Below are 13,390 nucleotides of genomic sequence, written 5' to 3'. Positions count from 1 at the left end.
TCATTGAAAAAGGGCTGAACCGTTACCGGTATCAGCCCTTTTTTCATCGAGCGGACAGGATCAACGGTTCAACTGTGCGACAGCGGCCTGGGAGGCAGGTTCAGCTTTGGCCGGCACGTCCGGGTTTTCCATGACCTGAAGGATAGAGGCTTCCGGGTCGAAATCATCCTCTTCCAGTTCGATGAATTCTTCCGGCAGGAAGATGTTCAACACGATCGCACACAACGCACCGACGGTGATCGGCGACTCGAAGATATTGCGCAGCGCCTGCGGCAGTTCGCGCAGCACTTCCGGCACGGCGGCGATGCCCAGGCCCATACCGACCGAAATCGCCACGATCAGCATGTTGCGCCGATGCAGGCCGGCCTCGGCGAGGATCTTGATCCCGGCCACCGCCACGGTGCCGAACATCACCAGCTCCGCGCCACCGAGCACCGGTTTCGGCATCAGTTGCAGCACCGCGCCGATCATCGGGAACAGACCCAGCAACACCAGCAGCCCGGCAATGAAGAATGCCACGTAGCGGCTGGCCACGCCGGTGAGCTGAATCACTCCGTTGTTCTGGGCGAAGGTCACCATCGGCATGCTGTTGAACACCGCAGCCATCGCCGAGTTGAGGCCGTCCGCCAGCAGCCCGGACTTGATCCGGCGGATGTACAACGGGCCTTTGACCGGTTGCCGGGAAATCATCGAGTTGGCCGTCAGGTCACCGGCGGCTTCCAGTGGCGACACCAGGAAAATTACCGCCACCGGCACAAACGCCACCCAGTCGAAGTTGAAGCCGTACTTGAACGGCACCGGCACGCTGACCACCGGCACCTCGGGCAGGTTGGCGAAATCCACGGTGCCCATCAGCCACGCCACCACGTAGCCGAGGGTCAGGCCGATGACGATCGCGCCCAGGCGCAGGAACGGCACGTCGACCCGGTTCAATACCACGATGGTGCCCAGCACCAGCGCCGCCAGGAACACATGACTGCCCGCGCCCAGGTCCGCCGCGCCGAAGCCGCCGGCAATGTCGGTCATTGCCACCTTGATCAGCGACAGGCCCATCAGCGTAATGATGGTGCCGGTCACTACCGGGGTGATCAGCATGCGCAGCTTGCCGATGAACTGGCTCAGGACCACTTCGATGAACGCGGCGAAGAAACACACGCCGAAGATCGTCGACAGGATCTCATCGGTGCCGCCGCCCCGGGCCTTGACCATGAAACCGGCGCTGAGAATCACGCTGATAAAGGAAAAACTGGTGCCCTGCAGGCACAGCAGCCCCGAGCCGACCGGGCCGAAACGCTTGGCCTGAACGAAGGTGCCGAGGCCGGACACGAACAGCGCCATGCTGATCAGGTACGGGATTTCGCTTTGCAGGCCGAGGGCGCCGCCCATGATCAGGGTCGGGGTGATGATGCCGACGAAGCTGGCCAGCACGTGTTGCAGCGCGGCAAACACCGTCGCGGTGAAGTGCGGGCGGTCGTTGAGACCGTAGATGAGATCGTTGTTGCGCGGGGCTTTTTCAGAGACGGTCATGGTGGTTTGCGTTCCGCAATGCGGGGCCGGGTCGGAAAATGGGTGCGCAGGATGCCGCAAGCGGGGAGCGAGGGCAACGCATTAAAACTGCCCAAAAGGTCAGGTTCGACCAAAGGCTGACAGCAGATCTTCTTCAAACGCCTTCTGTGCATCCCCCGGCACCTGTGCCCGATGGCGAGCCAGATGGAACGCCACTTCAAAGCTCAACTCGCCTTCCAGTACCGGACGCAGCAGCCCTTTGTCCTGCCATTGACGGGCGTAATGGCTGGGCAGGTAACCGAGATGTTTACCCGACAGGATGAAGGCGAGGGTGCCTTCGACCTGCTCGGAGCGCGCCGAGCAGACCTTGCCCTGGAACGGTTCGTCACTGCGCAGAAAACGGTACGGATGATCGACCCGGTCACAGGCCTGCAACGCCGCTTCATCGGGGGCATCGTTGGTGAACAGCGGATGGCCGGGCGCGCAATACAGATGCTGGGTTTCGCTGAACAATTCGCGGTAATCAAAGGCGCTCTGCACCTGGGAGAAGTAACCGATGGCCAGGTCCAGCCGCTGTTGCAGCAGCAAGCGCTCCATTTCGCCGGGCATGGCGCTGATCAGCTCGATGCGCACCGATTCGTCCCGCTCGCGAAACCGCCGGATCGCCTCGGCCACCCGTTGCAGCACCGATTGATCGACCGCTTCCGACAGGCCCAGCCGCACTTCGCCGATCAAACGCCCGGCGACGCCGTTGGATTGATGGCGGAAGGTCTCAATGGAATCGAACAGGCTGCGCGCCGCAATCAGCAGTCGCTCGCCTTTGGGAGTAAGGCTGAAACCACCCTTGCCACGGTTGCACACCCGATAGCCGATACGGGTTTCAAGCTTGGCCATTTGCTGGCTGATGCTCGACTGGCTCAGCCCCAGCTCACCTTGGGCGGCGCTGAAACCATTGGACTCGACCACCCCGAGAAACAGGCGCAGCAGCTGCAAATCGACATCGTGGAGCTGACTGAGCATTACATTACTCCGGCGTAAAGTCAGGTTAACAAACTTGATATTTTTGCAATGTATCCGACAGCGCATCCTGCCACCACTTCCTCTGGTCAGGTGTTTCGTCATGGCTCCCTTGTTCAAGCTGTGTTTGCCCGCGCTGTTGCTCTCCGTCTCCATCGCCGCCCAGGCCGAGGACAAGACGCTCAACCTCTATAGCTGGGCCGATTACGTGGCGCCGGAAACCCTGCAGCGCTTCGAAAAGGAAACCGGTATTCATGTGCGCTACGACACCTTCGACACCTCCGAGGTGCTGGAAACCAAACTGCTCACCGGCGGCAGCGGCTACGACGTGGTGGTGCCGTCGTCCAGCGTGCTGGCCCGGGGACTTGCAGCCGGCGCATTGAAGGAGATCCCTCACGACGGGCTCAAGGGTTACGCCAACCTCGATCCGGATCTGCTGGAAAAACTGGCGGCGGTTGATCCCGGCAATCGCTACGGCGTGCCCTACACCTGGGGCACGCTCGGTCTGGGCATGAACGTCGAAGCAGTCAAGCAGCGGTTGCCGGACGTGCCGCTCAACAGCCTTGATCTGCTGTTCAAGCCCGAATACGCCAGCAAGCTCAAGGATTGCGGGATCGCCATTCTCGATTCGCCGCAGGAAGTGATCGGTCTGGCGCTGCACTACCTCGGCAAGGATCCCTACAGCACCGACAAGAACGATCTGGCCGCCGCCGAAGCCTTGTTGCAGAAGTTGCAACCCTCGGTGCTCTACGTCGCCACGGGTCGGCAGATCAGTGATCTGGCCAACGGCAGCGTGTGCCTGGCGCTGACCTACAACGGTGACGCAAGCATGGCCGCCGATCAGGCGCGCAAGGCCAACAAGCCGTTCGAAGTCGCCTACCGGATCCCGAAAGAGGGCACGCTGGTGTGGCAGGACAACCTGGCCATCCCCAAGGACGCGCCGCACCCGGAAGCTGCGCGGGCCTTCATCGAGTTCATGTTGCGCCCCGAATCCGTGGCGGCGCTGACCAACACACTGTTCTTCGCCACCGCCAACCAGGCCGCCACGCCGCTGGTGGACGAAGCGGTGCGCAACGATCCGGACATTTACCCGAAACCCGAAGTGCGCGAGCGGTTGTACGCCGACCGCAGCATGAGCCTCAAGGACATGCGTCAGCGCACGCGTCTGTGGACCACTTTCCGTAGCCATCAATAACCCTGGATAAAGACCAAAGGAGCACATCGATGGACGTGCCAATGCAAAACGATCAGGCCCTGACCCGTCACAGCCTTTACGGCACTGCTGCCGAAAGCACCTACGCCGGGATCACCAGTTTCATGCGCCGGCGCTACAGCCGTGACTTGCGCGGTGTGGACGTGGCCGTCAGCGGTGTGCCGTTCGACACCGCCACCAGCAACCGTCCGGGCGCCCGTTTCGGGCCGCGCGGGATTCGTGCGGCGTCCACCGGGATCGCCTGGGAACGGCACTGGCCCTGGGCGTTCGACCCGTTCGATCATCTGGCGGTGATCGACTACGGCGATTGCGACTTCGATTACGGCTCGCCGCACACCATTCCGGAAAGCATCGAGGCCCACGCCGAGCACATCCTCAGCTCCGGCAGCGCGATGCTCACCTTCGGCGGCGATCACTTCATCAGCTATCCGCTGCTCAAGGCCCATGCACGCAAGCACGGCACGCTGTCGCTGATCCACTTCGACGCCCACAGCGACACCTGGCCGGACGAGGGCGGCAAACGGGTCGACCACGGCACCATGTTCTGGCACGCGGCGCGGGAAGGGCTGGTGGATCCGGCGCGCTCGGTGCAGATCGGCTTGCGCACCACCAATGACGATCATCAGGGCTTTCAGGTGCTGGACGCGCGGCAGGTGCATCGCCGTGGCTGCGAGGCGATTGTCGAGGCCATTCGCGCGCGGGTCGGGGACAATCCGGTGTACCTGACGTTCGACATCGACTGTCTGGATCCAGCGTTTGCTCCGGGCACCGGGACGCCGGTCTGCGGCGGGTTGAGCACGGTGCAGGCGCTGGAAATCCTTGGCGGTCTGCGCGGGATCAATCTGGTGGGCATGGACGTGGTGGAAGTAGCCCCGGCGTACGACCATGCGGACGTGACGTCGCTGGCGGCGGCGACGCTGGCGATGGAGATGCTGTGTCTGTACGCGGCAAGGCACAAAGTCGACGCGTGACCGGCTCTGAGCCTGGTGAAAGCTCCTGACAATTTCTGACACCAGGCTCTGCTAAGCTCCGGCAAATTTCCGTCCTGAGCCCCGCATCGTGTCGCGAACCACTCGTTTACTGACTTTGCTGCAAGTGTTGCGCGGCAAGAAACGCCCGGTGACGGCGGCGACGCTGGCGTCCGAGCTGGAAATCTCCGAACGCACCCTCTATCGCGACATCGCCGAACTGACGGCCCTCGGCGCGCCGATCCACGGCGAGGCGGGCATCGGTTATGTGCTGCGCAGCGGTTTGTTTCTGCCACCCTTGATGCTCAACGCCGATGAGACCGAAGCCATCGTTCTGGGCTTGCGTTACGTCGATCAGCGCGGCGACGAGGTCCTGAGCAAAGCCGCAGCGGATGCGCTGGCAAAAATTGCGGCGGTGCTGGATCCCCAGGCTCAGGAGGCGATGCGCAATCCGACGGTGATGCCCGGGCCGCCCGGTTACGGGTTCCCACAGAACGTGGTGCCGCTGAATGTGTTTCGTCAGGCAATCCGCGATCAGGCCAAGCTGCACATCGATTATGCCGACGCACAACAGGTGCCGAGCCAGCGCTTGATCTGGCCTTTGGCGCTGGGGTTTCTCAACGAGGTGCGGATCATCGTCGCGTGGTGCGAGTTGCGCAGCGCCTATCGCACGTTTCGCACCGACCGGATTGCCGCCGCCAGCCTGCAGGGCGAGCGTTATCCGGGACGCCGCAGCGACCTGCTGCGCACCTGGCAGCGACAGATGCAACTGGATGACAACGGGCGTTTCACTCCTGACAAAAACTGACGCAGAGCTGTTCTAGGATGGCGTCAGAACCGAAAACAAGGAGTTGCACTCATGTTCCATCCCACCTCGATACTCGCCCCGGCCATCGTTGAGTACATCAACGCCGCCAATGCTCGCGATACGTCCCGGGTCGGCAGTTTTTTCGCCGAGGATGCCCATGTGTTTGATGAAGGCCGTCATCAGGTCGGCCCGCAGGCCATCGCCGACTGGATGCAAGACACCGCCCAGCGCTATCAGCCACGGGTCGAGGTGCTCGGCGTCCAGCAGCGCACCGGCAAAGTGCTGGTGCAAGGGCTGATTTCCGGGACGTTTCCCGGCAGCCCGCTGGAGCTGCGCTACACCTTCCGCCTCAACGAGCAGGGCAAAATCGCACGGCTGGATATTTCCGTGTAGCCATCGTGGCATACTGCCGCGCATGACTTTCGACTCCCCCTTAAGCGCCTGGCAACATGCCGTCGAGCACAAGGGCTTCATCCAGGATGAAGCCCAGGAGCACGCGGTCTGGGCGTTGCAAAAATGCCATGAAGCCCTGCACGCCGGTGCCCGCTCGGTCACCGGCGTCTACCTGTGGGGCCCGGTCGGGCGCGGCAAGACCTGGCTGATGGACCAGTTCCATCAAAGCCTGCGGGTGCCGGCGCGGCGGCAGCACTTTCATCACTTCATGGGCTGGGTCCACCAGCGCTCGTTTCAACTGACGGGTATCGCCGATCCGCTGCGGGCATTGGCCCGGGAACTGGCGGCCGAAGTGCGGGTGCTGTGTTTCGACGAGCTGTTCGTCAATGACATCGGCGATGCGATCATCCTCGGCCGGTTGTTCCAGGTGATGTTCGACGAAGGCGTGGTGGTGGTCTGCACCTCCAACCTGCCGCCGGATCAGTTGTACGCCGACGGATTCAACCGCGACCGCTTCCTGCCGGCGATCACGGCGATCAAGCAACACATGCAGGTGGTCGCGGTGAACGGCGCCGAAGATCATCGATTGCATCCGGGGGCCCTCGAGCAACGTTATTGGGTGGCGGCGCCGGAGCAGGATTGTGCGCTGGCCGGGGTGTTCGATTCGTTGACGGCCGGACAGGGTGCCAGCTCGGATCCGGTGCCGGTCGGCTATCGCGCCTTGAATGTCGTGAAAGCCAGCGAGTCCGTTTTGTGGTGCCGTTACGCCGACCTGTGCGAGCAACCCTTCGCGGCCATGGACTTCATCGCGCTGTGCGACAGCTACCGGGCTATCCTGTTGAGCGAGGTGCCGAACCTGAGCGCACAAAAGCGCGAAGGGCGGATTGCCCGTGGCACCGAGGATGGCGCGGAGCGGGTGGTGGCCGGCGATCGCGAATTGCCGCAACTCTCGGTTCACGACGACGGCGTGCGCCGCTTCATCGCGCTGGTCGACGAGTGCTACGACCGCAAGGTGCCGTTGTACATCGAGGCCGAAGTGCCGATGGATGCGCTGTACACCGAGGGCTACCTGGAATTCCCGTTCCGCCGGACCCTCAGCCGTTTGCAGGAGATGCAACTGCAACGCTTCGCCGAGACCTGAAACATGGAGGCGCGACATGACTCAGCCACTGTCCCACCATTTGCTGACCATGGCCTATCAGAACGCCTGGGCCAACCATCGACTGGCCAAGGCCTGGAGCCAGCTCGAAGACGGGGAGCTGGCAGCGCCACGGGTCAGTTTCTTCCCGAGCATTCGCCTGACCCTCAACCACATCCTCACCTGCGACTGGTTCTACGTCGATGCGCTGGAGCGCGAGTTGCGCGGTGACGAACCGCATCCCGACTGCTACGTGTTCTTCAATGCAGACGAACCCTTCACCGAGGCGCAGGCCTTGCGCCGCGAACAGGCGCACGTCGATCGCCGCTTGATCGCCTATTGCGAACAACTGCGCGATGCCGATCTGGGGCGCATCGTCACCATTGCCCGGGACACGCCGCAACACGACAGCCGTCTGCGGATGATTTCGCATCTGTTCGAACATCAGATCCACCATCGTGGCCAGGTCCATGCCATGCTCAGCGGTACGCCGGTGAAGCCACCGCAACTGGACGAGTTTTTCTGTGCCGGCGAATCCGGGTTGCGGGCCGAGGATTTCGTCGAGCTGGGCTGGACGGAAGAGCTGATCTGGGGGCACTGAAACGGTCGGGTTGTGGCCGGAGGCTGCCTCGCGCTAAGGTCGGTGAGCCTTTCAGTGCGTATGAAACGCACCGGGGCCCGTGCGATCGAGGATGGAAATGGATTCCGCAGAGATTTTGGTACTTCAAGCCAGCTATACCAACCCGCTGCATGCCGAGGCCATCGGTGTGGTGCTCAATCATTACGCCGAAGACCCGATGGGTGGCGGTCATCCCATTGCCCCCGAACTGTTGCAGCAACTGCCCGCCGAGCTGGCCAAGCGGCCCCACGCGTTCAGCGTCCTGGCCTTTGTCGGCGGGGAGCCGGCCGGGCTGGTGAACTGTTTCGAGGGCTTTTCGACCTTCGCCTGCAAGCCACTGGTCAATGTGCATGACGTGTCGGTGGTGACAAAGTTTCGAGGATTGGGACTGAGTCAGAAAATGCTGCACAAGGTCGAGGAAATCGCCCGTCAGCGCGGTTGCTGCAAGATCACCCTGGAAGTGCTCGAAGGTAATGCCGTCGCTCAGGGTTCCTACGCCAAATTCGGTTTTGCGCCGGGCATGTTCGACCCGAATCACGGGCGCATGCTGTTCTGGATCAAGGAACTGCAGGCATAAAAAAGGCGCCCCGAAGGGCGCCCAACTGTCATCTGCGAAGCCAGAGCGGAGCCATCGCAGGTCCATCGGTAAACCTTGTTACATCACGGACGGTAATGCTCGGTGACCTGTGCTGTCTGGTCGCCCGGAACGTGGAGTTCGTTGGTTTTGGTGTCAGCCTGTTGGCTTTGGGCGGTGTGGACCGGGAAGTTTTCCCAGTGATAGCGCATCCGCTCGGCACCGCCCTCGGCGAAAGCGCTGGCGGATGCCAGTGTGATCAGACCGGCAAGGAGTGCAGTCGTGGTTTTCATGGTTGTCTCCTACGAAAAAATGTCGGAGCCGTTCGTCCATGAATCAGAGCCTCGAGGCGCAGTCTCCGTCGAGGGCATTAACCAGGGGTTAACGCGCGTTCCGTGCAGGTTTTACCGATTGTTTCCAAGGAGTATCGAACGAAGGCTGCACGCGTCGATGACGCGTGCAGATCGCAGGGAAAGGCTCAGAGCTTCCAGTCGAGGCTTAGTGTCACGGTGCGCGGATCGCCCCAGTACACGCCGTTGTAGAAACCGACGTTGTCGTAGTACTTCTTGTCGAACAGGTTGTCGACGTTCAGCGATGCCGACAGGTGTTTGTCGAACTCATAACGCGACATCAGCTTGACCACGGTGTACGCCTCCTGACGGATGCGCGCAGGTTCTGTGATGATCCGGCCGTTGGTGCTGCGGCCGATCGGCCGTTTGGCGTTGCCGTAAACATCGCTCTGCCAGTTGAGAGCGCCGCCGACGGTCAGCGCATGCCAGTTGCCCGGCAGGCGATAGGCGGTGGAGAGGCGGAACATGTTCAGCGGCTGATTGGTGTTGCTGCGTTGCTTTTCACCGTTGGCCGAGTGGGTGTAGGTGTAACCGGCAGTCATGTTCCAGCCATCGAGTATCTCGCCGGAGACTTCGGCTTCGAAGCCATTGACCTTGTTGCCCTTGCCGCCGGACTTGTAGAACTGCTCGCCCGTGTCCGGATCGGGCAGCGCCGATTCATCGAGCTCGGCGACGTTGTCCTGTTTGCTCCAGAACACTGCGGTGGAAACGTTCAGGCGCTCCTCCAGCAAGCTGCCTTTGAGCCCCACCTCATAATTGCTGCCCACCACCGGATCGATGTAATTGCGGCTGGCGTCACGCACGCCCTGTGGTTTGAAAATGTCGGTGTAGCTGACGTACGCGGTGTATTCCGGCGTCAGGTCGTAGAGCAGGCCGGCGTAGGGTGTCCACATATCGTTGTGTTTCTGGCTGCTGGCGTCGACGCCAGTCAGTTGCAGGTTCTGATCGTAGGCGTAGGTCTTGCTCGAGGCCTCCCAGCTGCCGTAGCGACTGCCCAGCACCGCGTGCCAGTCGTCGGTCAGGCTCAGGCGCGTGGCAAGGTAGCCCGCCTTTTGCCGCGTACTGTCCTTGAAGCTCGGCAGGCTGGTGGTTTTGTCGGGGTACTTGTTGATGCCGCCCATGTATTTCCAGTCACGCACGCTTTCGTAGTCGGATGCACGCGGGCCATCAACGTTGTACGGATCTCTTGAGCGGCGCTCGGCTTCGCCGTAGCCGAACATCAATTCGTGTTCACGGCCAAACAGCGAGTAAGGGCCGGCCAGATTGAGGTCGTAGGCCCGCATGCTCTGGTCGCCGATCATGTGGCCGATGGTTGCGGTCATACCGCTGCGGTCGGGTTCAGGGTAACCGGAGCCGGCGTAGTAGACTTTGCCGTCACCGTCGCTCTTGCGGTGGGTGTAGGCCGCCTTCAAATGCCATCCAGCCGCCAGTTGCTGATCGAGGGTGGCGAACGCGGTCTTGTCGCGCAACGGCCACGAGCTCCACGAAGTCGCCATGTTGGTCGAGCGACCGAGGCCGGCCTTGCTGCCGTCGGCATTCCAGTACGGCGTGGTGCCCCACGAGGTGCCTTGCACCTGTTTGTCCTGATAGTCATAACCGACCGCAAGCACGGTCGAATCGGTGAGGTCGGCTTCGAGGATGCCGTAGCCGACCTCCCGTTGCAGGGCATACTTGTCGCGGAACGAACCGCTGTCGCGATAGGCCAGCACACTGCGGCCACGCAGGCGCCCGTCGAATGCCAGCGGCCCGCCGACGTCGACGTAACTGTAGTAATCGTCGTAGCTGCCGCCGCTGACGCCGGCCGATGCCTGCAGTTGCGAGGTCGGGCGCTTGCGTACCATGTTGATCGTGGCTGAGGGATCGCCGGCACCGGTGGTCAGGCCGGTGGCGCCGCGTACCACTTCGATGCGGTCGTAGATGATGGTGTCGGCGTCAGACTTCATGTAACTGAAGGTATTGAGCATCCCGTCGATCTGGAAGTTGTTGATCGAGTACCCGCGAGACGAATAACTGACCCGATCCGAATCGTTGTGCTGCACCACGATGCCGGTGGTCTGGCTCATGGCTTCGGACAATGTGCCGAGTTTGAAATCATCCATTTGCTGACGAGTGACCACGGACACCGATTGCGGGGTTTCCTTGATCGACAGGTTCAGCTTCGTCGCGGTGTTCATCGCGCCGGTGGTGTAGGAATCGGTGTTCTCGGTATTGCTGCCCAGGCCTTGGGCGGTGACGCTGGTCGAGGCGAGTTCGAGGGCCGTGGCGGCGGCCTCCGGTTGCTTTTCTGCGTCGGTTTCGGCGAGCAGGTCAGGGCTCAGGGCCATGCTGCACAGTCCGAGGGTGAGGGTCATGGAACGGGTGATGGGCGCGAACATCGCAGCCGACTCCTTGTCTTCGATGGAAAATTTCCTTTGGTTCAAAGACGAAGCGGGAGAGGGCGATTTAGTAACAAACGAGAAATATTGTCATTTCCAGGTGTTGCGACAGAATGAAAAAAGGGCCGTTTCCGGCCCTTTTCAGGTTACTGCTTGACCACTTCCTTCGGCGCCTCTTCGGGCTTTTTCGGCTTCATCAGACTGAAGTCGATCAGGGCGCGCTGTTCGCGCTCGTAAGGGTTGCCGATCAACAGGGGACGCTGTTTGAAGCTGTCGCTGACCACGCTTTTACTGCGGTCCAGTTCATCGAAGCTCAAGCCCGCGAGGTCCGCCCAGGTGTGGATCAGGTGGGCGCTGCTATAAGGCCGACTCAGATCGGCGGCAAAACTCCAGTCGTGGTTTTCACGCCACTTCGGCGACGCCCAGGCCATGAACGGAATGGTGTACATCGGCGCGGTCGGTTTGTTTTCGTTACGACCCAGGGTGGTGTGACCCGCCGAGTCGAACACGTCTTCACCGTGGTCGGAGAGGTACAACAGGAAACCGTTCGGATCGGACTTGGCGTAGTCCTTGATCAGGCTCGACACCACGAAGTCGTTGTACAGCACCGCGTTGTCATAGCTGTTGTAGGTCGGCACCTGATCGTCACGCACACCGGCCGGAACGCCAGTGCGGTCCTGGAACTTGTCGTAGCTCGGCGGATAACGGTACTGGTAGCTCATGTGTGTACCGAGCAGATGCACGACGATCAGTTTGCGCGGTGCCGGGTCGGTCAGGGCCTTGTTGAACGGCTCGATCACGTCGCCGTCGTACTGCGCAGCGTTCTGGTTGCGGTTGTTGTTCAGGTACACCTGCTCGTCGGCCTGTTCGGAGAAGGTCGTGAGCATGGTGTTGCGCTTGGTCATGGTCTGCTGGTTGGTGATCCAGAACGTCTTGTAGCCCGCCTGCTTCATCATGCTGACCAGCGACGGCGTGGACAGGTACAGATCCGGGTTTTCTTCGTCGGCGAAGGTCAACACCTGCTGCAGCGCTTCGATGGTGTACGGACGCGGGGTGACGACGTTATCGAAGACCGACAGTTGGTCCTTGAGCTTGTCCAGTTCCGGCGTGGTCTTGCGCTGATAGCCATAGAGGCTCATGCGCTGGCGGTTGGTGGACTCGCCGATCACCAGCACCAGGGTCGCAGGCTGATTGGCGCCGGCATCCTTGAGGTTGTGCAGTGGCGGGATCTTGCTCGCGCTGTGGAGCATGCCCTGCATCTCGCCCAGGGTTTCCAGGTAGCGGTGATAGGCCACGGCCATCTGCCATGGCACGGCCGGTTCGATGCGGGTTTCGAATTTCTCGAAACCGCCGGCGAAGCTGCCGGTGCGCTGGGTCTGCTTGACCAGCGGATAACCGACTACGGCGATCAGGATCGCCATGGCCGCCACGAAGGCGCGGCCACGGGGCATGTAGACCGGACGCAGGCGGGTCCACAGGAAGTAGGCGAAGGCGGTATGCGCGAGGAACGCAGGAATCATCCACCAAGCGAAGTACTGAGTGATGTACTCGCCGGCTTCCGACACGTTCGACTCGAACATGATGAAGATGACGCTCTGGGAGAATTCCTGCTGATAGATGAAGAAATAGCCCAGGCTGGCCATCGAGCAGGCCCACAGCACCACGCCGATCACGGCGGCGAGCAAACGGGTGCGTTTGGGGAACAGCAGCATCGGCGCCAGCCAGACTGCGCTCATCACGAACGCCTGACGGAATCCGGTGAAGCCCGAGGTGCCGGTCAGCTGGATCAGCAGTTGAGTGATACCGGAGAAGTACCAGAAGAACACAAACAGCCAGATGAAACCGGCCCAGTCAAAACCTGCCGCAGCAGTCTTGCTGCGTTTAAACCATGCCATTCAGCACTCCAACTCAGTCACCATTGCCACCGCCGGGACGTTTCATGAAATCGGGAGCATGAAACCGACGAACGGAAGCCGCGCGCGGAGACGCACGGCAGAATGGGCCGGAGTATCAACAAGCGAATGTGAAAACTTCGTTAGTTGCCGCAAATGGCAGAGGGCGGATCATGTCGGGAACGGCAGGCCTGCGGTTCCCGGATCGGGCGGGCGGTCAGGCGTTGGGTGAGCGCTGGACGCGTGGCAGAGGCTTTGGCTCAACGCCTTGGGTCATCAGACGCAGTTGCGCCAGCTCTTGTTTAAGCTGGTCGCGTTCGTCCTTCAACTGACGAAGTTCATCGCGGCGGATCGTGACGTACAGGGTTTGTGGCGGCATTGCTGTGTGTACTGTGCCCATTGCTCACCTCGCAAATGGCGTGTCTCAACTGCAGATCGCTCCCGATAAAGGGCGCTGATCTGCTATCGGCGCCGATTCTGGTTTCTTTTGCTCGTGAATGGAACTTTTTTATTTTTCATGGTCGTTGTGTCTTCGCC

At 61.4% G+C, this 13,390-nt stretch carries 14 protein-coding genes; 8 read left to right on the top strand and 6 right to left on the bottom strand.

Annotation, left to right across the window (positions count from 1 at the left end):
• Positions 1 to 60: 60 nt before the first annotated feature.
• Together ACKLNA_RS06045 and ACKLNA_RS06040 are read right to left on the bottom strand one after the other, a co-directional pair.
• Entirely contained in the window at positions 61 to 1,527 is a 1,467-nt protein-coding gene (locus tag ACKLNA_RS06045) for a nucleobase:cation symporter-2 family protein (RefSeq protein WP_408985227.1), read from the bottom strand.
• A gap of 99 nt (positions 1,528 to 1,626) precedes the next feature.
• Positions 1,627 to 2,526 carry a LysR family transcriptional regulator gene (locus ACKLNA_RS06040; protein ID WP_408985226.1) on the bottom strand — a complete coding sequence of 300 codons (900 nt, stop codon included), beginning with the start codon at positions 2,524 to 2,526 and terminating at the stop codon, positions 1,627 to 1,629.
• Between the two features lie 100 nt (positions 2,527 to 2,626).
• On the opposite strand from ACKLNA_RS06040, the gene ACKLNA_RS06035 reads away from it, so the two are divergent.
• From ACKLNA_RS06035 to ACKLNA_RS06005, 7 genes are all read left to right on the top strand, one after another.
• The gene (locus ACKLNA_RS06035; protein ID WP_273536360.1) at positions 2,627 to 3,718 is read left to right on the top strand and encodes a polyamine ABC transporter substrate-binding protein; all 1,092 of its coding nucleotides are present in this window, start codon (positions 2,627 to 2,629) and stop codon (positions 3,716 to 3,718) included.
• Between the two features lie 29 nt (positions 3,719 to 3,747).
• A complete protein-coding gene (gene speB / locus ACKLNA_RS06030) occupies positions 3,748 to 4,707 on the top strand; it encodes an agmatinase (RefSeq protein ID WP_114882763.1) in 960 nt (319 codons plus the stop codon).
• Between the two features lie 88 nt (positions 4,708 to 4,795).
• A complete protein-coding gene (locus ACKLNA_RS06025; RefSeq protein ID WP_114882765.1) occupies positions 4,796 to 5,512 on the top strand; it encodes a YafY family protein in 717 nt (238 codons plus the stop codon).
• 51 nt (positions 5,513 to 5,563) lie between these two features.
• Positions 5,564 to 5,905 (top strand): nuclear transport factor 2 family protein, encoded by a 342-nt coding sequence (locus ACKLNA_RS06020; protein ID WP_085708179.1) that lies wholly within the window; start codon positions 5,564 to 5,566, stop codon positions 5,903 to 5,905.
• A 22-nt stretch (positions 5,906 to 5,927) separates the two neighbouring features.
• Positions 5,928 to 7,046 carry a cell division protein ZapE gene (zapE, locus tag ACKLNA_RS06015; protein WP_408985225.1) on the top strand — a complete coding sequence of 373 codons (1,119 nt, stop codon included), beginning with the start codon at positions 5,928 to 5,930 and terminating at the stop codon, positions 7,044 to 7,046.
• A gap of 16 nt (positions 7,047 to 7,062) precedes the next feature.
• Positions 7,063 to 7,644, top strand: coding sequence for a DinB family protein (locus tag ACKLNA_RS06010; RefSeq protein WP_408985224.1), 582 nt, complete (start codon positions 7,063 to 7,065; stop codon positions 7,642 to 7,644).
• A gap of 97 nt (positions 7,645 to 7,741) precedes the next feature.
• Positions 7,742 to 8,239, top strand: coding sequence for a GNAT family N-acetyltransferase (locus tag ACKLNA_RS06005; RefSeq protein ID WP_408985223.1), 498 nt, complete (start codon positions 7,742 to 7,744; stop codon positions 8,237 to 8,239).
• A gap of 83 nt (positions 8,240 to 8,322) precedes the next feature.
• Here ACKLNA_RS06005 and ACKLNA_RS06000 read toward each other — a convergent pair whose 3' ends face one another.
• Positions 8,323 to 8,529 (bottom strand): hypothetical protein, encoded by a 207-nt coding sequence (locus tag ACKLNA_RS06000; protein ID WP_408985222.1) that lies wholly within the window; start codon positions 8,527 to 8,529, stop codon positions 8,323 to 8,325.
• A 185-nt stretch (positions 8,530 to 8,714) separates the two neighbouring features.
• The gene (locus tag ACKLNA_RS05995) at positions 8,715 to 10,961 is read right to left on the bottom strand and encodes a TonB-dependent siderophore receptor (RefSeq protein ID WP_408985221.1); all 2,247 of its coding nucleotides are present in this window, start codon (positions 10,959 to 10,961) and stop codon (positions 8,715 to 8,717) included.
• Between ACKLNA_RS05995 and ACKLNA_RS05990 the strand changes: the two genes are divergently transcribed.
• A complete protein-coding gene (locus ACKLNA_RS05990; RefSeq protein WP_408985220.1) occupies positions 10,948 to 11,118 on the top strand; it encodes a hypothetical protein in 171 nt (56 codons plus the stop codon). The two genes, ACKLNA_RS05995 and ACKLNA_RS05990, sit on opposite strands and share 14 nt — an antisense overlap.
• On the opposite strand, the gene ACKLNA_RS05985 is transcribed toward ACKLNA_RS05990, so the two are convergent.
• Positions 11,108 to 12,856 (bottom strand): phosphoethanolamine transferase CptA, encoded by a 1,749-nt coding sequence (locus tag ACKLNA_RS05985; protein WP_408985219.1) that lies wholly within the window; start codon positions 12,854 to 12,856, stop codon positions 11,108 to 11,110. The genes ACKLNA_RS05990 and ACKLNA_RS05985 overlap by 11 nt on opposite strands.
• 214 nt (positions 12,857 to 13,070) lie before the next feature.
• Entirely contained in the window at positions 13,071 to 13,253 is a 183-nt protein-coding gene (locus ACKLNA_RS05980) for a DUF6026 family protein (protein ID WP_408985218.1), read from the bottom strand.
• Positions 13,254 to 13,390: the final 137 nt, after the last annotated feature.

This window comes from Pseudomonas sp. UV AK001, from assembly GCF_046097675.1.
In the GTDB taxonomy this organism is placed as follows: domain Bacteria; phylum Pseudomonadota; class Gammaproteobacteria; order Pseudomonadales; family Pseudomonadaceae; genus Aquipseudomonas; species Aquipseudomonas kribbensis.
Note: the sequence above shows the minus strand (reverse complement) of the source record. Positions and strands in the feature narration are given on the sequence as shown.